Origin of the sequence: Streptomyces sp. NPDC047085, assembly GCF_040643735.1 — a bacterium.
Lineage (GTDB): Bacteria > Actinomycetota > Actinomycetes > Streptomycetales > Streptomycetaceae > Streptomyces.
The window spans coordinates 703,845-725,673 of the sequence record NZ_JBEYUW010000003.1; the positions used below are offsets into that span (position 1 = coordinate 703,845).

Below are 21,829 nucleotides of genomic sequence, written 5' to 3' on the forward strand. Positions count from 1 at the left end.
CTCCCCAGTCAGGCCTCCGCCGCCGGATCCTCCTCGCCGAGCTCGTCATCGAGTACGAACCCGGGCAGCCACTCCTCCAGCTCTTCCCGCAGTCGCACCGTGGCGCCGAGCTGGCAGAGCACGCCGATCGTGCTCAGTGTCACGCGGTGTATCAGGAGATAGGCCGGCGGCAGGTTGAGCCGCTTGCCGAGCTGGTAGGCGGGGGAGCGGGGGTCGGCGACGCGGGCGGCCTGGCTGCGCATCCAGGTGCGGGTGAAGGTGAACTCGTCGACCCGGGCCGGCTCGATGATCGGCAGCAGGTAGTCGAGGACCGCGTCGGGGTCCAGCTCGATGGACTCCTTGACGAACCCTTCTTCGCACAGCAGTTCGTAGACGTTCTCGGCCTCGCCGTCGAGCGTCATCCGCAGTGAGACGCCGATGGGCGTCGGCAGTCCGCCGGAGAGCCGGTCGACCGTGCCGAAGTCCAGCACACCGAGCCGCCAGTCCTCCTCGCCGTCGGGGCCGCCGGGCAGCAGCCGGAAGTTGCCCGGATGCGGGTCCGCGTGCAGCAGGCCGGTGCGGGCCGGGCCGGAGAAGAGGAAGCGGGCCAGGAGCTGGCCGGCCCGGTCGCGCTGCTCCTGCGTGCCGTCCGTGATGACCTCCGACAGCGGGATACCGTCGATCCACTCGGTCACCAGGATCTGCTCGCACTGGTGGACCACCGCCGGAACCGTCACGTCCGGGTCGCCGGCGAACTCCTCCGCGTGCGCGGCCTGGGCCTGGGCCTCCAGTGCGTAGTCCAGCTCCTCGGAGACGCGGTCCCTGAGTTCCGCGATCAGCGGCTTGATGTCCATGCCCGGGATGAGCGGCCCCAACAGCCGAGCGAACCGGCTGAGTTGGCTGAGGTCCGACAGCAGTGCCTCGCCGGCGCCCGGGTACTGGACCTTGACCGCCACCTCGCGGCCGTCGTGCCACACCGCCCGGTGGACCTGCCCGATCGAGGCCGCGGCCGCAGGCTTGTCCTCGAACTCCAGGAACAGATCCCGCCAGTCCGCGCCCAGCCGCTCCTCGAGCACCAGGTGCACCGTGCGGGTCGGCATCGGCGGCGCCGCGTCCTGGAGCTTGGTCAGCGCCGCCCGGTAGGGGCCGGCGACCTCCTCGGGCAGGGCGGACTCGAAGACGGACAGGGCCTGCCCGAGCTTCATCGCACCGCCCTTCAACTCGCCGAGGACCTTGAACAGTTGCTCGGCCGTGCGCTGCTGCAGCTCCCGGCCGACGATCTCCGCGGACTCGCCCACGATCCGCTTGCCCAGCCCCCAGGTCGCCCGGCCGGCGAAGCCGAGCGGGAGCGCGGCGAGCTTGGCGGTCCGGGTGACCGCCTTCCGGGGAAGATCAGACATGCGCCCTCCAGGTCCCAGTCGGCCGCGCCGCGCCTGTCTCGCGTCGCCGCTTCGTCGACGGCCGTTGCACCGCCATTGTCTCGCGCGGCTCCCCGACGGTTGAGGAGTGCTCCCCCTTGTGTTTCTCCACCGCCCCGCAGCCGCATGCCGGGTGCGGCCACACGGGCCGGGAGCGCCAGTTCAGGCCGGGCAGGGACGCCTCCCAGCGGGCGCCCGCACTGGACGGCGATGCCCCGTCGAGGAAGGCGAGAGCGTGCGCGGCGGCCAGTCCCGCGACCGCCGTGGCCAGTGCCAGATCACAGGGGCCCACCTGGCGGGCCCGGCCGGAACGCCACTGGGCGACCAGCCGGGGCCAGACCGGGTCCCGGTCCGCGCGGTCCGCGTGGAGACATCCCGCGCAGCTCGTCTCGCCGGGCAGCACCAGCGGCCCGACCACGCCCGTTCCCTCCACGACCCCCGCGTAGAGGTGCGGTGTTCCGGAGGCCATGAGCGGCTCGGCGGTGAACGGGTCCGGCGCGTGCACGGCGACGTCGTCGCGCGGGGTGAGGATCACCAGCGACAGACCCGGCTCGTCCGCACCGGACAGAACCGGTGAGGGCGGCGGCGGAGAGGGGGAGGGGGAGGAGCACGGAGCGGGGGAGGGAGAGGAGCGGGGAGGGGAGGAGGACTGTGGTCCGGGGCGGCGTCGGCGGGGGTGATCGGGGGCCGCGCGGCGGGCGGCCGCTCGGGCCGCCTGGTCGCGGCGCTCGCCGACCGACTCGGCGGTCAGGCCGCCCGGGGCCACGTCCCACGGCTCGACGCGGCCCACGTCGCGCACGTCGACCTCGCCGACCCCGGCGCCGGACAGTACCGAGGCCAGCAGGGCCCCGACCCGTCCCGCGCCCCGTACCTGCACCCGCAGGGAGCGGCGGGCGGCGAGGCGGTCGAGTGCGCCGCCCGGCTCGGCCGTGGTCAGCGACAGGGAGGCGAGGTCGGGGCGCAGTCGCTCCAGGACGCCTTTCCGCTTGCGCAGCGTGTCCGCGGCCGGTCCGCCGCCGTGCGGGTCGTCGAGGAGTCCCGCGCGGCTGAGCCGGTCCACCAGGGCGTCGACATGGCCGTCCGGGAGGTCCATGCGGTGGCCCTCCTCGCGCAGCAGGGGCAGCCCGCGGGTGCCGTTGAGCAGTTCCAGGAAGTGCCCGGTCGCGGTGTCCACCGGTCCCAGTGTCATCGCGTGCGCCGGAGTCATGCCGAACTGCACGGTGTTGAGATCGCGCCAGCCGCGGCGCAGTGCCGGCTTCACCATCGGATGCATGACAGACCCCCGTATCCGTCTCTGTCGGACATGCGTGCAACGTCGTGGTCGTCGGTGGGGCCGGTCACGCTCCGCCGACACATGTCAGGATGCCTGGCGGTGGTGACGCGTGCCGAGAGTTGTCCACAGGCTCGGGATGATCGTCGTATGAGTCGGCCGTATCAGTCGGGCATATCGGTCGTACGAATCCAACGCACGGTGGGGCACCGGCATCGAACCGTTCCGGAGCCGGGACTTCGGCGTGGCCCAGCGGGTAACGTCGGGGCGTGCCCGCCGACCCACTGCACCGCGCCGGAATGCCACACCGCAGCACGACGAGCCAGCCGCCGAGCGGCTCGAAGGCGAGCGCGATCGAGGTCCGCAGGAGTACCCGGCGCCGCCGCACGGTCTCCGCGTACCGCGAGGGCGATCGCACCGTCGTGCTCATCCCCGCCCGGATGTCCGAGGCCGAGGAGCGGCGCTGGGTGACCCTCATGCTCGACAAGCTCGCCGCCCAGGAGAGCAAACGGGTGCTGGGCGACACCGAGCTGACCGAGCGTGCCGAGCGGTTGTCGGCCCAGTACTTCGGCGGCCGGGCCCGCCCCGCCTCCGTGCGCTGGGTCACCAACCAGAACACGCGCTGGGGTTCGTGCACTCCGGCCGAGGGCAGCATCCGGCTCTCGCACCGGTTGCAGGGGATGCCGGAGTACGTCGTCGACTACGTGCTCTGCCATGAGCTGGCGCATCTGCTGGTGCCCGGTCACGGTCCGGACTTCTGGCGGCTGCTGGAGTCCTATCCGCGCACCGAGCGGGCCCGCGGCTACCTCGAAGGCGTGGTCGCCGCCGAGCGGTTGCCGCATGTGCCCGGCGCGCGCGGTGGGTGAGCGCCCGGTGTGAGCCGCCGGAAGCGGTTGTGTACCGGGTCTGTACCGGCTGCGTCCGATGTCGGGGTTTGCCGTTAGCCTGGCGCGACGCACTCACATTCGGGATGGGGGACGGTCGTTACGCATGGCCAGGGAATTCCAACGCGGCCACAAGGCCAGGATCAGTGACCTCACGGCGGGCACGGATCTGTACGTAGGCGTGCAGATCTCCGGCCCCGGACTGACCTTCGACATCAGCTGCTTCGGTCTGGACGCCGACGAGCGTCTCTCGGACGACCGGTACTTCGTCTTCTTCAACCAGCCGAAGACCCCGGAGGAGTCCATCCAGTTGCTGGGTGCGCAGTCGGGTGACACGGAGTCGTTCCGGGTCACGCTCGACCGCATCCCGCCGCAGATCCGCAAGCTGTCCTTCACCGCGACCATCGACGGCGCCGGACAGATGTCGCAGGTCGCGCCCGGTTACCTGCGCATCGTGGCGGGCGGCGAGGAGGTCGCGCGGTACTCCTTCAACGGCTCGGAGTTCTCCACCGAGCGGGCCGTGATGCTCGGTGACTTCTACTTCAAGGACGTGTGGCGGTTCGCCGCGGTCGGACAGGGCTTCGACGGCGGACTGGAGGCGCTGCTGAAGAACTTCGGCGGCGAGGTGGCGGAGGAGGAGGCGCCCGCAGCGCCCGCAGCCCCGCAGCAGCCGGGGTCCGGTGCCGCGCCCGGTTTCGCCCCGCCCGCCCAGGCCTCCGCGCCGCCCGCGTTCGCCGCCCCGGCCGCCCCCGCGCCCGCTCCCGCCCCGGCACCCGCCCCCGCGCCGCAGCCCGCGCAGGGCTTCGCGCCGCCTCCCGGGCAGACCCCGCCCCCGGCACCCTCCCCGAACGTGCACGCGGCGCCCACCGTCATCGCCCCGCTGACCCCGCCCGCCGGAGGCACGGTCCCGCCGCCGGCCCCGGCACCCGCGCCCTACGGTCAGCCCCCGCAGCCCCCGCAGCAGCCGTCGTACGGCGGCCAGCCGAGCGCCCCGATGCCGCCGGGCTACGGCCAGCAGCCGCCCTACGGCGGCCAGCCCACCGCGCCCATGCCCCCCGGCTACGGCCAGCAGCCGCCCTACGGCCAGGTCCCCGGCCAGCAGACCACCCCCTACGGCGTGCCGCAGGGCGCACCGCAGGGCGGCGCCGGCGTGGCGGCCGCGCTCCAGAAGTTCAAGGAGACGCCCACCGGACAGCGCTGGACGCAGCAGAACAAGAAGCTCATCCGGGTCGACCTCGGCATCGGCGGACAGCCCGTGCTGGCCCGGCAGGGCAGCATGGTGCTCTACCAGGGCAAGGTCGACTTCAGCTACAAGGGCGCCGGGTTCGCCGGGCGGATCGTCGGGAGCGCGACCGGCCAGGAGATGCAGCTGATGCGCTGCACCGGCCAGGGCCAGGTGTTCCTCGCCGAGAACTCCACCCACCTGCACCCCGTCGAACTCCAGGGCGACGCGATCTGCGTCTCCGCCGAGAACGTCCTCGCCTTCGACGAGAGCCTCCAGTACGAGGTCCGCCGCGTCGAGGGCCACGGCATCCCCGGCGGCGCGCTGTTCACCATGCAGTTCCAGGGCACCGGCACGATCGTCGTCAAGACGCACGGTACGCCCGTCGTGCTGCCCGTGACGCCCACGACGTTCGCCGACTGCAACGCGGTGGTGGCCTGGTCGGCCGCCTCCCAGGTGATCGTCTCCAGCCAGGTGCGGATGCGCCGCAACGCCTACCCCGGCGACACCGGGGAGAGCGTCAACCTCCAGTTCCGGGGCGCGCCCGGCAACTTCATCGTCGTCCAGCCGTACGAGGTCTGAGGGAGCCCGTCATGAACCAGCCGCTCGCGGGCTACGCTCCCGCACCCGTCACCGCCCGCATGGAGAACCACGGCAACCACATGCTGAAGGTCGCCATGCAGACCGGGAACGACCTCCTCGCGCGTGTGGGGTCGATGGTCGCCTACGAAGGCTTCGTCCAGTACGAGCCCAACCCGCCGGCCGTCCGCCAGATCGCCCGTGACTGGATCACCGGCGAGGGCGCCCCGCTGATGAAGTGCTCCGGCGACGGACTGCTCTACCTCGCCGACTACGGCGCGGACGTCGTCGTGATCAATCTCAACGGCGACGGCATCTCCGTCAACGCCACCAACCTGCTCGCCTTCGACGCGCATCTGCAGTGGGGCGTCGAGCGCGTCAAGGGGCTCGCCAAGTTCGCCGGGCAGGGCCTGTGGAACACGAAGATCTCCGGCCAGGGCTGGGTCGCGCTGACCTCCCGGGGCAAGCCGATCGTCGTCGACTGCGGCGGCGGCGAGGACGAGACGTACGTCGACCCCGACGCGCTGGTCGCCTGGTCCCCGAACCTGAAGGTGAAGGGCAAGCGCAGCTTCAAGGCGCAGTCGCTGATCGGCCGGGGCAGCGGCGAGGCCTACCAGATGGCCTTCTCCGGCCAGGGCATCGTCGTCGTCCAGCCCAGTGAGGACAGCACCGACCGCCTCCGGTTCCGGGGCTGAGGGGGAGCCAGAACACCATGCAGAGCCCGCTTTTCGCGCACAACGACCTCCAGACGCAGGAGCGCTGGAGCCTGCAGAACAAGCAGATGCTCCGCGTCACCCTGGAGGGCCACGACGACATCCTCGCCCGCAAGGGCACCATGGTCGCCTACCAGGGCCTGGTCGAGTTCGACGCCGAGTACCAGAGCAACACCCAGCGCCGCTCGCGCGCCCACACCGGCGAGGGCCTGGACCTGATGCGCTGCCACGGGCAGGGCACCGTCTACCTCGCCAACCTCGCCCAGCACGTGCACGTCATGGACGTCGAGCAGGACGGGCTGACCGTCGACAGCTCCTACGTCCTCGCCATGGACTCCTCGCTGCACCACGAGGTCATCGCCGTCGACAGCCTCTACGGCATCTCCGGCTCGGGGAAGTACCAGCTCAACATCACCGGGCGTGGCAAGGTCGCCCTGATGACCTCGGGCGCGCCGCTGCTGATGCAGGTCACGCCCGACAAGTACGTCAACTGCGACGCCGACGCGATCGTCGCCTGGTCCACCGGGCTGCGCGTGCAGATGCAGGCCCAGACGCACTCCTCCGGCGTGTGGCGGCGGCGCGGCAACACCGGTGAGGGCTGGGAGCTGAGCTTCATGGGCTCCGGTTTCGCGCTGGTGCAGCCCAGCGAGCTGCTGCCGCCGCAGAACGCGGTGATCGGCCAGGGGCTCGCCGCCCAGTTCGGCATGGGCCAGCACGGGGCGCGGGGACAGAACCAGGGCAACGTCTGGAGCTGACCGTAGGGAAAGCAAACGTAAGGGGCGGTCGCGCAGGCGGCCGCCCCTTACATAACCGGTGACGCGTTCAGAGCCGGGCCCGGGTCGCGTCAAGCAGCCGTACGACCGAGTCGTCGGCCACGTCCGCCACCTCGTCGTAGGGGAACCAGCGCACATCCAGCGACTCGTCGCTGATCGCGTGCTCGGCGCCGCGCGGGGCCAGGACCGCGTACTGGACGTCGTAGTGCCAGTGGCACGGCGGCGGGATCGGATGCCGGTCCAGGCGCACCGGACCATCGGGCAGCAGAGTCAGACCGCCGATCCCGGACTCCTCCGTCGCCTCGCGCAGGGCGGCCGCCGCCAGCGACGTGTCGCCCGGCTCGCAGTGGCCGCCCATCTGGAGCCACATGCGGAGCTTCCTGTGGAGGGTGAGCAGCACCCGCTCGCCGTCCGGGTCGATCACCAGCGCGCTCGCCGTGATGTGCCCGTCCCCGCAGTCCTTCCACATCCCGTCGGGATGTCTGTCGAGATGGTCGAGGTAGATCTGACGGAGATCCTGCTGGTCCTCGTACCCCTCCAGTACGCGGACCGCGTCGCTGTGCAGGGTCACTCCTTGTCGTCGCCTTCCTCGGCGGAGCCGTTCGCCGCCTCGCCGAGCATCTTGTCCAGTTCGGAGAAGTCCAGCTGCTCGCGGTGGACGAAGCCGTCCGGGTCGTCGAGGTCGGTGGCCGTCGGCAGCATGTCCGGGTGGGCCCACAGGCCGTCCCGGCCGTCGACCCCGCGCGCGTCCGTGAGCGAGGCCCACAGGCGGGAGGCGTCGCGCAGCCGGCGCGGGCGCAGCTCCAGGCCGATCAGCGTCGCGAACGTCTGCTCAGCGGGGCCGCCGGTGGCACGGCGGCGGCGCAGGGTCTCGCGCAGGGCGTCGGCGGACGACAGACGCGGCTTGGCGGCCGCGTGGACCACCGCGTCCACCCAGCCCTCGACGAGCGCCAGAGCGGTCTCCAGCCGGGCCAGGGCGGCCTTCTGCTCGGGCGTGTCCTCGGGCTGGAACATGCCCTGCTGGAGGGCGTCCTGCAGCTGCTCGGGGTTCTGCGGGTCGAACTGGCCGACCACGTCCTCCAGCTTCGCGGTGTCGACCTTGATCCCGCGCGCGTAGCCGTCGACCGCGCCGAACAGGTGCGAGCGCAGCCAGGGCACGTGCGCGAACAGGCGCTGGTGGGCGGCCTCGCGCAGGGCCAGGTAGAGCCGCACCTCCTCCTTCGGCACACCGAGGTCCTTGCCGAAGGCCTCCACGTTGGCCGGCAGCAGCGCGGCCTTGCCGGCCGGGCCCAGCGGCAGCCCGATGTCGGTCGAGCCGACGACCTCGCCCGCGAGCACGCCGACGGCCTGCCCGATCTGGGTGCCGAACATGGCGCCGCCCATCGAGCGCATCATGCCGATCAGCGGGCCCGCCATGGCCTGCATCTCCTCGGGCAGGACGTCGCCCATGGCCGCGCCGACCCGCTCGGCGACCGGGTCGACCAGCTCCTGCCAGGCGGGCAGAGTCGCCTCGACCCACTCCGCGCGGGACCACGCCACCGCCGAGCCGGCGCCCGACGGCAGGGACGTCGCATCGTCCAGCCACAGGTCGGCCAGGCGGACGGCCTCCTCGACCGCGGTGCGCTCGGCCGTGCCGACACTCGAGTCCTTGACGCCGTCCTGCGTGCCCTGGGCGACCGTCTGGCGGGCGATCTGCTTGGCCATGTCCCAGTTCACCGGACCGCCCTCGTAGGAGAGCATCTGACCGAGCTGCTGGAACGCGGCGCCCAGGTCGTTGGGGTTCAGGGAACCGAACATCGCTGCGAACGGATTGTCGGCGCCCGGGCCGCCCAAGCCTCCGGCTCCGGGCAGCCCGAAACCGAACGGGTTGTCCGGTCCCTGCCCACCACCGCTCTGCTGGTCCTTCTTCTTGCCCTCGTCGCCGTCTTCCGGCTCCTCCGGCGGAAGGCCGAATCCGAATGGGGTGTCACTCACGGGGTTCCTCGGCTGGTAAGGCCGCCGGTCTTCTCCGGCGGCGCGGCTGCCCGACATTCACCACCCAGCGTAGACACCCGGACCCGATCGGGGCTCGGTGCTTCGCCCAGGGACGGGCTGCGGCAGGATGGATGCACCTGGTACGTACGCGTCACTCGCGCTCGTATTGAAGACAACCGCTGGAGACGCCCGGTGAGTTCCCCAGATCCGCAGGTTCGCGCAGCGCGAAACCACTCAACCCCTCCCGCCGTGCGCGGGCCCGTCGTCGCGGTCACCGGCGCAGCCACCGGGGTCGGCGCGCTGCTCACCGAGCGGCTCGCCGCCTCCGAGGAGATCAAGCAGGTCATCGCCATCGACGAGCGGCGCGGGGAGTGCGCGGCCGCGCAGTGGCACATCCTCGACGTGCGCGATCCGGCGATCGCGGACAAGCTGCGGGGCGCGGACGTGGTGGTCCACCTGGCGCTCGACCTGGACCTCGGCAGCGACGCGGCCGCCCGCACCGCCTACAACGTCCGGGGGACGCAGACCGTGCTGACCGCCGCGGCGGCGGCCGGGGTGCACCGGGTGGTGCTGTGCACGTCCGCGATGGTGTACGGGGCACTGCCCGACAACGAGCTGCCGCTGTCGGAGGACGCGGAGCTGCGGGCCACCGCCGAGGCCACCGGGGTCGGGGACCTGCTGGAGATCGAGCGGCTGGCGCGGCGCGCCCCGCGCGCGCACCCGGGGCTGAACGTCACCGTCGTACGGCCCGCCGTGCTGGTCGGCGGTACGGACACCGCGCTGACCCGGTACTTCGAGTCGCCCCGGCTGCTGGTCGTGGCCGGGTCCCGGCCGGCCTGGCAGTTCTGCCACGTCGAGGACCTGTGCGGGGCGCTGGAGTACGCCGTTCTCGAGAAGGTCGACGGGGAGCTGTCCGTCGGCTGCGACGGGTGGCTGGAGCAGGAGGAGGTCGAGGAGCTGAGCGGGATCCGGCGGATGGAGCTGCCGTCGGCGGTCGCGCTCGGCGCGGCGGCCCGGCTGCACCGGATCGGGCTCACTCCGTCTCCCGCCGGGGACCTCGCCTACACGATGTATCCCTGGGTGGTCAGCGGAAGCCGGCTGCACGATGCGGGCTGGCGGCCCCGGTGGACCAACGAGGAGGTGCTGGCCGAGCTGCTTGAGGAGGTCTCCGGGCGGCACACCGTCGCCGGGCGCCGGCTGGGGCGCAAGGACGCGACGGCCGCGGGGGCCGCGGGCGCGACGGTGGCTCTGCTCGGCGCCGCAGCTGTCGTACGGCGGGCCCGCAAGGCCCGGCGGCGCCTGTGAGCCCTCCGGCGCGGCGGGCGGCTCCACCGGTGGTGGGCCGCTTCACCGGTGCTGTAGGAGGCTCCAAAGCGGCACGCGCGCGTGCCTGGTGAACGTCGTATTCCTGGTTGTCGGAGGCATGCGGCACGATGGAGGCATGGCAGCTATGAACGATCACCCCGGTGAGCAGGCGGCCCAGGAGCCCATCAAGCTGATCGGCATCCGGGACACCCCGCTGTCCGTGGACGAGGTGTTCCAGGCCGTCGGGGACGACGCCGCCGGAGGGATCGCGCTGTTCGTGGGGACCGTGCGGAACCACGACGAGGGTGCGGACGTCGACGCGCTCGGCTACTCCTGCCATCCCACGGCCGAGGCCGAGATGCGGCGGATCGCGGAGAAGGTGGTCGCCGACTATCCGGTGCGGGCGCTGGCGGCCGTGCACCGGGTGGGGGACCTCAGGGTCGGGGACCTCGCCGTCGTCGTCGGCGTGTCGTGCCCCCACCGGGGCGAGGCCTTCGAGGCGTGCCGCAAGCTGATCGACGATCTCAAGCACGAAGTGCCCATCTGGAAGCACCAGAAGTTCTCCGACGGGACCGAGGAATGGGTCGGCGCCTGCTGACAGGGCGCCTTGCCCGGTGATATCGGGTGCCTCCTCCTTCACGTTCGGCGCATCGGTCCCTCCGGTTGCGTAACCGGCCCCCTGGCGTGAGCGTTGTCAGTGCGGATGGTTAATCTGCTGATCAGTCAGTTGCGGACGCTCGTCGGGTTGGGAGGTCGGCATGGCGGCTCTCGCCTGGTTGCTGATTCCGCTTATCGCCGCGGTTGCGGCCGGCCTGTGGGGAAGCTGGGCCAACCGCACCCGCAGGGTGCGCAGTGACGGGCCCGAGCTGGACGGGTACGCGCGATTCCGCGAGGCCATGGAGAAGTCCCACCCGGGTGCGCGCGGCGCGTGACGGGGGTGCCCTGACGGTGCGCTGACAGAGGCGTCCCGTACTGTCGAGGCATGCCACGCCGCACCGCGACGATGCTCGCCTCCACCCTGATGCTGATCGCGCTCCTGTGCGCGGGAGTGCTCATCCCCGTGCCGTACTCGGAGATGTCTCCCGGCCCGACGGTGAACACGCTCGGGGACCACGGCGGCGAGCCGGTGCTGCAGATCTCGGGGCACGAGACCTACCCGGCGGACGGGCACCTGAACATGACCACCGTCCGGGTCACCAGTGCCGACTTCCGGATGAACCTGGTCGAGGCCGTCTACGGCTGGCTGGCGCACGACAGCAAGATCGTGCCGCACGACACCCTCTACCCGGACGGCAAGACGGAGGAGCAGTCCACCCAGGAGAACGCCGAGGAGTTCAGCCAGTCCCAGGAGAGCGCCAAGGTCGCCGCCCTGAAGGAGCTGGGCATCCCGGTGAAGTCCTGGGTGATCGTCTCCACCGTGATCAAGGGCTCCCCGGCCGAGGGCAGGCTGCACGCCGGTGACGTGATCAAGGCCGTGGACGGCACGGCGGTCAAGCAGCCGTCCGACGTCGCCAAACTGGTCACCAAGCACAAGCCCGGTCAGGACGTCGTCTTCACCGTCGTCCCGGCCAAGGAGCAGGCCGCCGCCGAGAAGGACCACAAGACGGCGACCACGACCCATAACGTGACCATCACGACCGCGACCTCCGACGACAGCGGCGCCAAGCGGGCCATCGTCGGTATCTCCGCCGGGACCGACCACACCTTCCCGTTCACCATCGACATCAAGCTCGCCGACGTCGGCGGCCCGAGCGCCGGACTGATGTTCGCGCTCGGCATCTACGACAAGCTCACCCCGGGCGACCTCACCGGCGGCAAGTTCGTCGCCGGCACCGGCACCATCGACGACAACGGCACGGTCGGGCCGATCGGCGGCATCGAGATGAAGACCGTCGGCGCGCGCAACAAGGGCGCCCAGTACTTCCTGACGCCCGCCGACAACTGCGCGGCCGCCGCCAAGGACACGCCGAGCGGCCTCACCCTGGTCAAGGTCAAGACCATCGGCGACGCGCTCGGCGCCCTCAACGACATCCGCAGCGGCGACACGGCCGCCCTGCCGAAGTGCACGACCAAGAGCTGACGCGCACGAAACGGCGGGCCCGGAACCGCGGCCCGCACGGGGTGCCGCAACGGCGGCCCGCACGGGTGGTCCGTAACGCCCGCAAGGTCGGTCCGTAACGGCGGCTCGTAACAGCGGCTCGTAACGGCGACGGGGGCACCTCCCCGACCAGGGGGCGCCCCCGTCGCCGTACCCGAGGCGTCAGTCCTCGAACGTCGCCGCCAACGCCGCCACCAGGCCCGGCACCAGGTCCGGGCCCGTCAGGACCTCCGTCGGGGAGTCCTTCTCGCGCAGGCGCAGCGCCGACTCGCGGCTGCCGTCGCGCAGCACCCCGACCGTCATGCGGACCTCCTGGCGCTCGGGGTGGTTCGCCACCCACTTGGCCAGCTTGGCGTCGCTCAGGTCCTGCGGGACCTGCGCCTCGGCCGTCGGGGGCAGCATCAGGCGCTCCACCGTGAGCGCGCAGCCGACCACCGCGTCCGGCCAGGCGATGGTGCCGAGGAACTCGTCGAGCGGCTTGTCCGCGGGGATCTCGTCCTGCTCGATCGGGGTGAGACCGGTGGTCTCGGGCTCGTCCTGCAGGCCGAGCTGGGCGGCGAGCGAGGGTTCCTGGGCCCGCAGCCGTGCGGTGTCTACGAGGGCGAAGAGGCGAGCGGGCTGGTCCCAGCCGAGGCCGGAGGCGTACTCGTCGATCTCGAGTACGGCCCGGGTGAGCGGGCTCGCTGCCATGGGAGTGTTGGACATGGTCACAATCCTGCCTCGTTCCCGGGCCGAATCGGGAACCGAGCAAACCGTGAGTAAGTTGCATAGGTGTGGGCTCGCGATCACGGGGGGCCACGGAGGGCCCGCGAACACGAGGGCCTGACGGATCGACAGCGAACTTCGAGGTGCGCACCTTGGCTTTCCAGATGCCGGACCGCGGCGGAGGCCCGACGGGGCCGCGGATCAGAGCGGGCCGCCCGTCCCGGCGCGCCCGGACCCTGCTCTTGACCCTGGGCGTCCTTGCCGTCCTCGGCATGGCGTTCACCATGTTCGCGGGCTTCTGGACGGACTGGCTGTGGTACCGGTCGGTGCACTACTCGTCCGTGTTCACCACCACGCTGTCGACCAAGATCGGGCTGTTCTTCGTGTTCGGCCTGCTGATGGCGCTCGCCGTGGGCTTCAACATCTGGCTCGCGCACCGGCTGCGGCCCCCGCTGAGCGCCATGTCCATGGAGCAGCAGAGCCTGGACCGCTACCGGATGGCCATCGCGCCGTACAAGGCGTGGCTGCTGCTCGCCGTCACCTGCCTCGTCGGCCTGATCGCGGGCGCCTCGGCGTCGAGCCAGTGGCGCACCTGGCTGCTGTGGGTCAACGGCGTGCCCTTCCACCAGAAGGACCCCCAATTCCACCTCGACGTCGCCTTCTACGCCTTCGACCTGCCCTGGTACCGGTTCCTGCTCGGCTTCGGCTTCGCCACCGCGATCCTGTGCCTGATCGCCGCCGCGCTCACCCACTACCTGTACGGCGGGCTGCGCGTCACCAGCCCCGGCGCGCGCGCCACCGCCGCCGCCACCGGACACCTGTCGGTGCTCCTCGGCATCTTCGTGGCGCTGAAGGCGGTCGCCTACTGGCTCGACCGATACGGCCTGGCCGTCAAGTCCAGCGACTTCAAGGCGACCGGCAACTGGACCGGCCTGCGCTACGTCGACGCCAACGCCTATCTGCCGGCCAAGACGATCCTGTTCTGCATCGCCGTCATCTGCGCGCTGCTGTTCTTCGCCACCCTGTGGCGGCGCACCTGGCAACTGCCCGTCATCGGCTTCGGCCTGATGGTGCTCTCCGCGATCCTCATCGGCGGCCTGTACCCGGCCATCGTGCAGAAGTTCCAGGTCCAGCCCAACGAGCAGGCCAAGGAAGCCCCGTACGTCCAGAAGAACCTCAAGGCGACCCGCGAGGCCTACGGCATCGACGACACCGAGGTCACCGAGTACCCGGGCACGTCCGCCACCAAGGACAAGACCAAGCTGCGCGATCAGGTCGACGCCACGGCCAGCATCCGCATCATGGACCCGAACGTCGTCTCGCCGACGTTCCAGCAGCTCCAGCAGATCAAGGCCTACTACGGGTTCCCGACCAACCTCGACGTCGACCGGTACACCACCAAGGACGGCAAGGACCAGGACACCGTCATCGGCCTGCGCGAGCTGAACCTGGACGGCGTCCCGAAGAACAACTGGATCAACGACCACTTCCGCTACACGCACGGCTACGGCGTGGTCGCCGCCAAGGGCACCGAGGCCGACTCCGAGGGCCGGCCGGCCTTCATCGAGAAGAACCTGCCCTCCACGGGCGACCTCGGCTCGTACCAGCAGCAGATCTACTACGGCGAGAAGACCACCACGTACTCGATCGTCGGAGGCCCCCAGAAGGAGGTCGACTACCCCGACAACGAGCACGAGCGGACCACCAGCTACCGGGGCGACAGCGGCGTCAACCTCGACAACCCGGTCAACCGGGCCGCGTACGCGGTGGCGTTCAACGAGCCGCAGATCCTCTACTCCGGCGCGATCGGCAAGGGCTCGCGGATCCTGTACAACCGCACGCCCAAGGACCGCGTCGAGGCGGTCGCCCCTTGGCTGACGATCGACGGCGACGCCTACCCGGCGGTGGTGGGGAACCGCATCCAGTGGATCGTCGACGCGTACACGACGACGAACGGATACCCGTACGCCTCCCGTACGACCCTCGGCGATACGACGGCCGACTCGCTGACCGCGACCAACACCTCGCGCGCGGTGGTGGCCCAGCAGAACCAGGTCAACTACATCCGCAACTCGGTGAAGGCGACCGTCGACGCGTACACCGGCGAGGTCAAGCTGTACCAGTGGGACACCAAGGACCCGGTGCTGAAGACCTGGATGAAGGCCTTCCCCGGCACGGTGAAGCCCCGCTCGGACATCTCCGCCGACCTGATGGCCCATCTGCGCTACCCGCAGGACCTGTTCAAGGTCCAGCGCGAACTGCTCGCCCGCTACCACGTGCCGGACGCGCAGACCTTCCTCAGCGGCAGCGAGGTGTGGGAGGTGCCGGACGACCCGACCAACGACTCGGGCAGCGCGGTGCCGCCGTACTACCTGAGCATGAGGATGCCCGACCAGAGCGCGCAGGCGTTCTCGCTGACGACGACGTTCACGCCCAACGGCCGGAGCAACCTCAGCGCCTTCATGGCCGTCGACTCCGACCCGCGCGCCGGCGACTACGGCAAGATCAGAATCCTGAAGCTGCCGACGAGCACCAACTTCGACGGCCCCAAGCAGGTGCAGAGCCAGTTCAACTCCGAGTCGGACATCGCCGAGAAGATCAGTCTGCTCAGCAGAGGCCACTCCAAGGTCGAGTACGGCAACCTGCTGACCGTGCCCCTGGACGGCGGACTGCTGTACGCGGAGCCGGTCTACGTCCGGGGTGGTTCCCTGAAGTACCCCTTGCTGCGCAAGGTGTTGGTCACCTACGAGGGCAAGACCGCCTTCAAGGACACGCTGGACGAGGCACTCGACGAGGTCTTCGGCGTGAAGAGTGCCGCCAGGCCGCCGCAGACCGGCAACAACCCGCCCGACACGAGCAATCCCACGGTCAGGCAGGCGCTGGAAGACGCCCAGAAGGCCTTCGACGCCGGGCAGCAGGCCTTGAAGGAGGGGCCGGACTGGGACGCGTACGCCAAGGCGCAGAAGGATCTGCAGGCCGCACTGAAGCGGGCCGAGGACGCCCAGGCCAAGGTCGACAAGGCCGCCGGAGGAAAGAAGAGCTGATCAAGGCCGCCCCGTGTCGTGATACGGTTGCCGAGCAACGGCGCGGGGTGGAGCAGCTCGGTAGCTCGCTGGGCTCATAACCCAGAGGTCGCAGGTTCAAATCCTGTCCCCGCTACTGAAGTCGAAGGCCCGGATCCTTAAGGATCCGGGCCTTCGTGGTGTGCGAACTCATGTACTGAAGGGAGCGACGGCCGCGCCGCCGTGGGGAGTTGGGCCAGCTGTGTTTGACTTATCTCTCTGTGGGCATGTCGACAAAACGCTGAAGTGACCTCACGGGCTGCGGTATACCGGGTGTACCCAGGTTGCAGGTGGTGCGACGATGGACGTTATGGGGGAGAAGGCAACTCTGTTCGAGACAGGGCGATTTGCGCAGCCTTCGGGCGAGGAGTCGTCCCGTGACGAGATGGGGGACGCCGCCGAGGAGCTACGCCTCCGGTTCGCCGCGGAGGCCGGCGACGTCGAGGCGGCCAGCGTCCTCGGAGCCATGCTGCTGCGCCGCGGCGACCTCGACGGAGCCGAACCCCAGCTGCGTGCCGCCACCGCAGCGGGTGACCGGGCCGCCGCCAACAACCTCGGTGTCCTCCTGCACCAGCGCGGCTACCCCGAGGAGGCCGCCGGCTGGTGGCGGATCGCCGCCGTCGCCGGCTCGGCCGCCGCGGCGCACGCGCTCGGCCGCCACCACCGCGAGCGCGGCGACGAACCCGCCGCCGAGTACTGGCTGCGCCAGTCCGCCGAGCAGGGCCACGCGCTCGGCGCCTACGCGCTCGCCGACCTGCTCGAACACCGCGGGGACGCCGGCGCCGACCAGTGGATGCGGGCCGCCGCCGAACGCGGTCACCGGGAGGCCGCCTACCGGCTGGCCCGCGTGCTCGACCGCCAGACCGCCCCCGAGGACGAGGCCCGGACTGACAACGGTGTCGAGGAGGCCGAGCAGTGGTACCGGCAGGCCGCCGCACGCGGCCACCGGCGCGCCGCGCTGCACCTCGGCGCGATCCTGGAGAAGCGCGGGGAACTGAAGGAGGCCGGGCGCTGGTACCTGACCTCCGCCAAGGACGGCGAGCCCCGGGCCGCCTGCGCGCTCGGCTTCCTGCTGCGCGACGCCGGCGACACCGAGAGCGCGGCCGTGTGGTGGCTGCGCGCCGCCCAGGACGGCGACGGCAACGCGGCCAACGCGCTCGGCGCGCTGCACGCCGAGCGCGGGGAGACACAGACCGCCGAGCGCTGGTACCGGGCCGCGCTGACCGCCGGGGACGACAACGGGGCGTACAACCTCGGGCTGCTCTGCGCCGAGCAGGGGCGCACCGCGCAGGCCGAGCAGTGGTACCGGCGCGCCGCGTACGCCGGGCACCGGGAGGCGGCGAACGCGCTGGCCATCCTGCTGCTCCAGGTCGGCGACACCAGCGGGGCCGAGCCGTGGTTCTCCAAGGCCGCCGAGGCCGGGAGCGTGGACGCCGCGTTCAACCTCGGCATCCTGCACGCCGGGCGCGGCGAGGAGCCGGTCGCCCTGCGCTGGTACGAGCGGGCGGCCGCCGCCGGACACACCGAGGCCGCGCTGCAGGTCGGGATCGCCCGGCTGCGCGAGGGCGACGAGCGGGAGGCCGAACGGCATCTGCGGTGCGCGGCCGGCGGGGGCAGCGCGGAGGCGGCGTACCGGCTGGCCACCGTGCTCGACGCGCGCCGCCCGCCGGAGCCCGCGCACGAGCTGGGCGAGACCGTGCACGAGAAGACCGAGTGCGAGGAGTGGTACGAGCGGGCCGCCACCCAGGGGCACCGGCGGGCGCAGGTCCGGGTCGGCATGCTCGCGGCGGCCCGGGGCGACGTGGTCGACGCGGCGCGCTGGTACCGGGCGGCGGCGGAGGCCGGATCGCGCAACGGGGCGTTCAATCTCGGGCTGCTGCTGGCCCGGGAGGGCAGCGAGCCCGAGGCGGCCGTGTGGTGGCAGCGGGCGGCCGACGCCGGGCACGGGCGGGCGGCGCTGCGGCTGGCCCTGGTCTACGCGCGTCGCGGAGAGCTGGCGGAGGGGCAGAAGTGGGCCGACAGGGCGGTGGCGCTGGGGCCGGCGGAAGTCTCCGAGCGAGCGGGGCGGCTGCGGGACGCGCTCCGGGAAGAACTCTCGGCGTGACGCCGACCGCGTGACGCCGACCACTCGTCCCTAACGGATTTGCTTCCGTGGGCTTCCCTCACGTAATGTCGTGTTCACCGACGCGGGGTGGAGCAGCTCGGTAGCTCGCTGGGCTCATAACCCAGAGGTCGCAGGTTCAAATCCTGTCCCCGCTACTGAAGGCCGAGGGCCGGAATCCAGACATGGATTCCGGCCCTCAGTCGTTTGCAGGCGCCCGGGCAGCAAAAAAAGAGGGGGCTCGCGGCCCCCTCCCTCGCTCTCCCGCTCTTTACGCGCTCGCGCAGTCCGGGCACAGCCCCCGGTACGTGACCTCCACGTCCGAGACCGTGAAGCCGAAGCGCTCCGTGTCGGGGAGGTCGGCGAGCGGGTTGCCGGTCGGGTGGACGTCGCGGATCGAGCCGCAGCGGGCGCAGACCAGGTGGTGGTGCGGCCGGTGCGCGTTCGGGTCGTACCGCTTCGCGCGCTTGTCCGTGGTGACCTCGAGCACCTCGCCGAGCGAGACCAGCTCACCCAGCGTGTTGTAGACGGTCGCCCGGGAGATCTCCGGCAGCTTGGCGACAGCCCGGGCATGAACCTCGTCGGCCGTGAGATGCACGTGCTCGCCGTCGAGAACCTCGGCCACGACGCGTCGCTGCGCGGTCATCCGCCATCCGCGTCCACGCAGCCGTTCCAGAAGGTCGCTCATGGCTACCAGCCTAACAGCAGGGGGACCAGGTCCCGAACAGGTGTGACTTTGGAACGCAAATTGACTTAGACAAAGTCCATTGTAGGATCGGGAACGGCTTTGGCCAAGGGACAGGACTGTCAGCAGGACGCAGGAGGCGCACGTGACGCAGGGACCGCTTACGACGGAGGCCGGTGCGCCGGTCGCCGACAACCAGAACAGCGAGACGGCGGGCGTCGGCGGCCCGGTCCTGGTCCAGGACCAGCTGCTGCTGGAGAAGCTGGCCCACTTCAACCGTGAGCGCATCCCGGAGCGTGTGGTGCACGCCCGTGGTGCGGGGGCCTACGGCACCTTCACGGTGACCGCCGATGTCACGAAGTACACGCGGGCCGCGTTCCTCTCCGAGGTCGGCAAGCAGACGGAGACCTTCCTGCGCTTCTCGACGGTCGCGGGCAACCTGGGCGCGGCGGACGCGGTGCGCGACCCGCGCGGCTGGGCGCTGAAGTTCTACACCGAGGAGGGCAACTACGACCTCGTCGGCAACAACACCCCGGTGTTCTTCATCCGGGACGCGATCAAGTTCCCGGACTTCATCCACACCCAGAAGCGCGACCCGTACACCGGCTCGCAGGAAGCCGACAACGTGTGGGACTTCTGGTCGCTGTCGCCGGAGTCCACGCACCAGGTGACCTGGCTGTTCGGCGACCGGGGCATCCCCGCCTCGTACCGGCACATGAACGGCTACGGCTCGCACACCTACCAGTGGAACAACGAGGCCGGCGAGGTCTTCTGGGTCAAGTACCACTTCAAGACCGACCAGGGCATCAAGAACCTCACGGCCGAGGAGGCCGAGGCGCTCGCGGGCAAGGACCCCGACTCCCACCAGCGCGACCTGCGCGAGGCGATCGAGCGCGGCGAGTTCCCGACCTGGACCGTGCAGGTGCAGATCATGCCGGCGGCGGACGCGGCGACGTACCGGTTCAACCCGTTCGACCTCACCAAGGTGTGGCCGCACGCGGACTACCCGCCGATCGAGATCGGCAAGCTGGAGCTGAACCGCAACCCGCGGAACATCTTCGCCGAGGTCGAGCAGTCGATCTTCTCCCCGGCGCACTTCGTGCCCGGCATCGGCCCGTCCCCGGACAAGATGCTCCAGGGCCGCCTGTTCGCCTACGGCGACGCGCACCGCTACCGCGTCGGCATCAATGCCGACCACCTGCCGGTCAACCGCCCGCACGCCACCGAGGCGCGCACCAACTCCCGGGACGGCTTCCTCTACGACGGCCGGCACGGCGGGGCGAAGAACTACGAGCCCAACAGCTTCGGCGGGCCGCAGCAGACCGGCCGCCCGCTGTGGCAGGCCACCTCTGTCGACGGTCCCACCGGCAACCACCCGACCCCGGCACACGCCGAGGACGACGACTTCGTCCAGGCCGGCGACCTCTACCGCCTCATGTCCGAGGACGAGAAGGAGCGCTTGGTCGCCAACCTGGCGGGCTTCATCGCCAAGGTCTCGCGCGAGGACATCATCGAGCGCGCGATCGGCAACTTCCGCGCCGCCGACGCCGACTTCGGCAAGCGGCTGGACGTCGCGGTCCAGGCCCTGCGCGGCTGAACCGCATCGGCCCCGGGCGGGCCGGAATCCCCAGGTGCTCGGGGGTCCGGCCCGCCCGGCATGCGTACGGGGCTGACAGCGCTCTGTCAGAGCGCCGGCGCCGGCTCCTTGGCCGGGACCCAGCAACGGATGATGTCGCGGACCGAGACGATGCCGACGGGTTCGCCGCCGTCGAGGACGACCAGGTGGCGGAAGCCGCCGTGGGTCATGGCCCGGGCCGCCTCCTCCAGGGTCCAGGCCGGGGCGGCGAAGACCACGTCGGTGGTGGTGTGGGCGGCGGTGGTTTCCGTGTCCGGGTTCTGCCCCAGACCGACCGAATTCAGGATGTCACGTTCGGTGAGGATGCCGAGGCCGCCGGCGTCCGGGTCGAGGACCACCGCGGCGCCGACGCGACGCGCGGACATCAGGGCGGCTGCCTGGCGGAGGGTGTGGTTGGGGCCGACGGTGAGGACCACCGTGCTCATGGCGTCACGGACGAGCATGGGTTGGGGCCACCTCCTTGGGGATCCCCGTGAATAGCTCATGCCCGGCGCGGGCGGCGCCTAAGGGGGCAATGCACAAATTCACAAGTGGGGATGGGCTCAGAGTGCCAGGTAAAGGAGAGGTCAACAAGAGGGCGCGCGACGCCAGTTGAGGGCGTGCGCGGGTGTCTCCCGTGACTCAGTGGCGCGGGTTGAGATACCCCAGCAACTCGTCGTGCAGCAGGCCGTTGGACGCGGCCGCGTTGCCGCTGTGCGGGCCCGGGCGCCCGTCGAGGCCGGTGAAGGTGCCGCCCGCCTCGGTGACGACGATCGCGTTGGCGGCCATGTCCCACAGGGAGAGCTCCGGCTCCGCGCAGATGTCGACCGAGCCCTCGGCGACCATCATGTACGGCCAGAAGTCGCCGTACGCGCGCGTGCGCCAGACCTCGCGGGTGAGGTCGAGGAAGCCGTGCAGGCGGCCCTGCTCCTCCCAGCCGGAGAGCGAGGAGTAGGCGAAGGAGGCGTCCGCCAGCCTGCCGACGCGGGAGACGTGCATCCGGGACGCGGAGGACAGGCTGCGGCCGGTGAAGGCGCCGTGACCCTTCGCGGCCCACCAGCGGCGGCCGAGGGCGGGGGCGGAGACGACGCCGACGACGGGCTGGTAGCCGCCCTCCCCTGCCTCCATCAGGGAGATGAGGGTCGCCCACACGGGGACGCCGCGGACGTAGTTCTTGGTGCCGTCGATCGGGTCGACGACCCAGCGGCGGGGGCCGGTGCCCTCGATGCCGTACTCCTCGCCGAGGATCGCGTCGCGGGGGCGGGCGCGCTGGAGCTGGCCGCGGATGAGTTCCTCCGCCGCCTTGTCCGCCTCGCTCACCGGCGTCATGTCCGGCTTCGTCTCCACCTTCAGATCGAGGGCCTTGAAGCGGGCCATGGTCGCGGCGTCGGCGGCGTCCGCGAGGACGTGGGCGAGACGCAGGTCGTCGAGGTAGTCCGGCATGCA

Annotated in this window: 19 protein-coding genes and 2 tRNA genes; 13 read left to right on the top strand and 8 right to left on the bottom strand. The window is 71.1% G+C overall.

From position 1 onward, the window contains the following. Positions 1-8: 8 nt before the first annotated feature. Positions 9-1,379 (bottom strand): AarF/ABC1/UbiB kinase family protein, encoded by a 1,371-nt coding sequence (locus ABZ865_RS14210; protein WP_361228938.1) that lies wholly within the window; start codon positions 1,377-1,379, stop codon positions 9-11. Next, positions 1,372-2,670, bottom strand: a complete 1,299-nt coding sequence (locus ABZ865_RS14215; RefSeq protein ID WP_361228941.1) for a TOMM precursor leader peptide-binding protein — start codon at positions 2,668-2,670, stop codon at positions 1,372-1,374. The genes ABZ865_RS14210 and ABZ865_RS14215 overlap by 8 nt, the downstream gene beginning before the upstream one ends. A gap of 266 nt (positions 2,671-2,936) precedes the next feature. Here ABZ865_RS14215 and ABZ865_RS14220 point away from each other — a divergent pair, with 266 nt between their 5' ends. From ABZ865_RS14220 to ABZ865_RS14235, 4 genes are all read left to right on the top strand, one after another. Beyond that, positions 2,937-3,533: a M48 family metallopeptidase gene (locus ABZ865_RS14220; RefSeq protein ID WP_361228943.1), complete on the top strand. Its 597-nt coding sequence runs from the start codon at positions 2,937-2,939 to the stop codon at positions 3,531-3,533. A 124-nt stretch (positions 3,534-3,657) separates the two neighbouring features. Then, positions 3,658-5,355 (top strand): TerD family protein, encoded by a 1,698-nt coding sequence (locus tag ABZ865_RS14225; protein ID WP_361228946.1) that lies wholly within the window; start codon positions 3,658-3,660, stop codon positions 5,353-5,355. An 11-nt stretch (positions 5,356-5,366) separates the two neighbouring features. Further along, positions 5,367-6,047 carry an AIM24 family protein gene (locus ABZ865_RS14230; protein WP_361228948.1) on the top strand — a complete coding sequence of 227 codons (681 nt, stop codon included), beginning with the start codon at positions 5,367-5,369 and terminating at the stop codon, positions 6,045-6,047. A gap of 17 nt (positions 6,048-6,064) precedes the next feature. Next, positions 6,065-6,820: an AIM24 family protein gene (locus tag ABZ865_RS14235; protein ID WP_361228951.1), complete on the top strand. Its 756-nt coding sequence runs from the start codon at positions 6,065-6,067 to the stop codon at positions 6,818-6,820. A 67-nt stretch (positions 6,821-6,887) separates the two neighbouring features. On the opposite strand, the gene ABZ865_RS14240 is transcribed toward ABZ865_RS14235, so the two are convergent. Together ABZ865_RS14240 and ABZ865_RS14245 are read right to left on the bottom strand one after the other, a co-directional pair. Then, positions 6,888-7,409 (bottom strand): NUDIX hydrolase, encoded by a 522-nt coding sequence (locus ABZ865_RS14240; protein ID WP_361228954.1) that lies wholly within the window; start codon positions 7,407-7,409, stop codon positions 6,888-6,890. Next, positions 7,406-8,812: a zinc-dependent metalloprotease gene (locus tag ABZ865_RS14245; RefSeq protein ID WP_361228957.1), complete on the bottom strand. Its 1,407-nt coding sequence runs from the start codon at positions 8,810-8,812 to the stop codon at positions 7,406-7,408. Before ABZ865_RS14245 ends, ABZ865_RS14240 begins: the two co-directional genes overlap by 4 nt. 192 nt (positions 8,813-9,004) lie before the next feature. Between ABZ865_RS14245 and ABZ865_RS14250 the strand changes: the two genes are divergently transcribed. From ABZ865_RS14250 to ABZ865_RS14265, 4 genes are all read left to right on the top strand, one after another. Then, the gene (locus ABZ865_RS14250; RefSeq protein WP_361228960.1) at positions 9,005-10,117 is read left to right on the top strand and encodes an SDR family oxidoreductase; all 1,113 of its coding nucleotides are present in this window, start codon (positions 9,005-9,007) and stop codon (positions 10,115-10,117) included. A gap of 136 nt (positions 10,118-10,253) precedes the next feature. Beyond that, positions 10,254-10,715 (top strand): molybdenum cofactor biosynthesis protein MoaE, encoded by a 462-nt coding sequence (locus ABZ865_RS14255; RefSeq protein WP_361228963.1) that lies wholly within the window; start codon positions 10,254-10,256, stop codon positions 10,713-10,715. Between the two features lie 160 nt (positions 10,716-10,875). Continuing rightward, positions 10,876-11,049 carry a hypothetical protein gene (locus ABZ865_RS14260; RefSeq protein ID WP_361228965.1) on the top strand — a complete coding sequence of 58 codons (174 nt, stop codon included), beginning with the start codon at positions 10,876-10,878 and terminating at the stop codon, positions 11,047-11,049. Positions 11,050-11,099: 50 nt separating this feature from the next. Beyond that, positions 11,100-12,197: a PDZ domain-containing protein gene (locus ABZ865_RS14265; RefSeq protein WP_361228968.1), complete on the top strand. Its 1,098-nt coding sequence runs from the start codon at positions 11,100-11,102 to the stop codon at positions 12,195-12,197. A 180-nt stretch (positions 12,198-12,377) separates the two neighbouring features. Here ABZ865_RS14265 and ABZ865_RS14270 read toward each other — a convergent pair whose 3' ends face one another. Next, the gene (locus ABZ865_RS14270) at positions 12,378-12,920 is read right to left on the bottom strand and encodes a PPA1309 family protein (RefSeq protein ID WP_361228971.1); all 543 of its coding nucleotides are present in this window, start codon (positions 12,918-12,920) and stop codon (positions 12,378-12,380) included. A gap of 164 nt (positions 12,921-13,084) precedes the next feature. On the opposite strand from ABZ865_RS14270, the gene ABZ865_RS14275 reads away from it, so the two are divergent. The 4 genes from ABZ865_RS14275 to ABZ865_RS14290 all read left to right on the top strand — a co-directional run bounded on the left by ABZ865_RS14275 (position 13,085) and on the right by ABZ865_RS14290 (position 18,241). Continuing rightward, positions 13,085-15,964, top strand: coding sequence for a UPF0182 family protein (locus tag ABZ865_RS14275; protein WP_361229714.1), 2,880 nt, complete (start codon positions 13,085-13,087; stop codon positions 15,962-15,964). Between the two features lie 41 nt (positions 15,965-16,005). Beyond that, positions 16,006-16,079 (top strand) — tRNA-Met (locus ABZ865_RS14280). A gap of 204 nt (positions 16,080-16,283) precedes the next feature. Further along, positions 16,284-18,086, top strand: coding sequence for a tetratricopeptide repeat protein (locus tag ABZ865_RS14285; RefSeq protein WP_361228974.1), 1,803 nt, complete (start codon positions 16,284-16,286; stop codon positions 18,084-18,086). Between the two features lie 81 nt (positions 18,087-18,167). After that, positions 18,168-18,241 (top strand) — tRNA-Met (locus ABZ865_RS14290). Between the two features lie 113 nt (positions 18,242-18,354). Here the strand turns inward: ABZ865_RS14290 and ABZ865_RS14295 are convergent. Further along, positions 18,355-18,771, bottom strand: a complete 417-nt coding sequence (locus ABZ865_RS14295) for a Fur family transcriptional regulator (RefSeq protein ID WP_361228977.1) — start codon at positions 18,769-18,771, stop codon at positions 18,355-18,357. A gap of 142 nt (positions 18,772-18,913) precedes the next feature. Here ABZ865_RS14295 and ABZ865_RS14300 point away from each other — a divergent pair, with 142 nt between their 5' ends. Continuing rightward, positions 18,914-20,365, top strand: a complete 1,452-nt coding sequence (locus tag ABZ865_RS14300; protein WP_361228980.1) for a catalase — start codon at positions 18,914-18,916, stop codon at positions 20,363-20,365. Positions 20,366-20,451: 86 nt separating this feature from the next. Here the strand turns inward: ABZ865_RS14300 and ABZ865_RS14305 are convergent, their stop codons facing one another. Together ABZ865_RS14305 and hisN are read right to left on the bottom strand one after the other, a co-directional pair. Next, the gene (locus ABZ865_RS14305) at positions 20,452-20,847 is read right to left on the bottom strand and encodes a CBS domain-containing protein (protein WP_361228984.1); all 396 of its coding nucleotides are present in this window, start codon (positions 20,845-20,847) and stop codon (positions 20,452-20,454) included. Between the two features lie 178 nt (positions 20,848-21,025). Beyond that, complete coding sequence (gene hisN, locus ABZ865_RS14310; protein ID WP_361228988.1) at positions 21,026-21,826, bottom strand: histidinol-phosphatase; 801 nt, start codon at positions 21,824-21,826, stop codon at positions 21,026-21,028. Positions 21,827-21,829 lie beyond the last annotated feature (3 nt).

Bases quoted from the DNA above. Each gene is read 5' to 3' on its own strand.
- ABZ865_RS14210 (WP_361228938.1), bottom strand. From the start codon at position 1,379: ATGTCTGATCTTCCCCGGAAGGCGGTCACCCGGACCGCCAAGCTCGCC.
- ABZ865_RS14215 (WP_361228941.1), bottom strand. From the start codon at position 2,670: ATGCATCCGATGGTGAAGCCGGCACTGCGCCGCGGCTGGCGCGATCTC.
- ABZ865_RS14225 (WP_361228946.1), top strand. From the start codon at position 3,658: ATGGCCAGGGAATTCCAACGCGGCCACAAGGCCAGGATCAGTGACCTC.
- ABZ865_RS14230 (WP_361228948.1), top strand. From the start codon at position 5,367: ATGAACCAGCCGCTCGCGGGCTACGCTCCCGCACCCGTCACCGCCCGC.
- ABZ865_RS14235 (WP_361228951.1), top strand. From the start codon at position 6,065: ATGCAGAGCCCGCTTTTCGCGCACAACGACCTCCAGACGCAGGAGCGC.
- ABZ865_RS14255 (WP_361228963.1), top strand. From the start codon at position 10,254: ATGGCAGCTATGAACGATCACCCCGGTGAGCAGGCGGCCCAGGAGCCC.
- ABZ865_RS14260 (WP_361228965.1), top strand. From the start codon at position 10,876: ATGGCGGCTCTCGCCTGGTTGCTGATTCCGCTTATCGCCGCGGTTGCG.
- ABZ865_RS14265 (WP_361228968.1), top strand. From the start codon at position 11,100: ATGCCACGCCGCACCGCGACGATGCTCGCCTCCACCCTGATGCTGATC.
- ABZ865_RS14270 (WP_361228971.1), bottom strand. From the start codon at position 12,920: ATGTCCAACACTCCCATGGCAGCGAGCCCGCTCACCCGGGCCGTACTC.
- ABZ865_RS14275 (WP_361229714.1), top strand. From the start codon at position 13,085: ATGCCGGACCGCGGCGGAGGCCCGACGGGGCCGCGGATCAGAGCGGGC.
- ABZ865_RS14285 (WP_361228974.1), top strand. From the start codon at position 16,284: ATGGACGTTATGGGGGAGAAGGCAACTCTGTTCGAGACAGGGCGATTT.
- ABZ865_RS14295 (WP_361228977.1), bottom strand. From the start codon at position 18,771: ATGAGCGACCTTCTGGAACGGCTGCGTGGACGCGGATGGCGGATGACC.
- ABZ865_RS14305 (WP_361228984.1), bottom strand. From the start codon at position 20,847: ATGCTCGTCCGTGACGCCATGAGCACGGTGGTCCTCACCGTCGGCCCC.
- hisN (WP_361228988.1), bottom strand. From the start codon at position 21,826: ATGCCGGACTACCTCGACGACCTGCGTCTCGCCCACGTCCTCGCGGAC.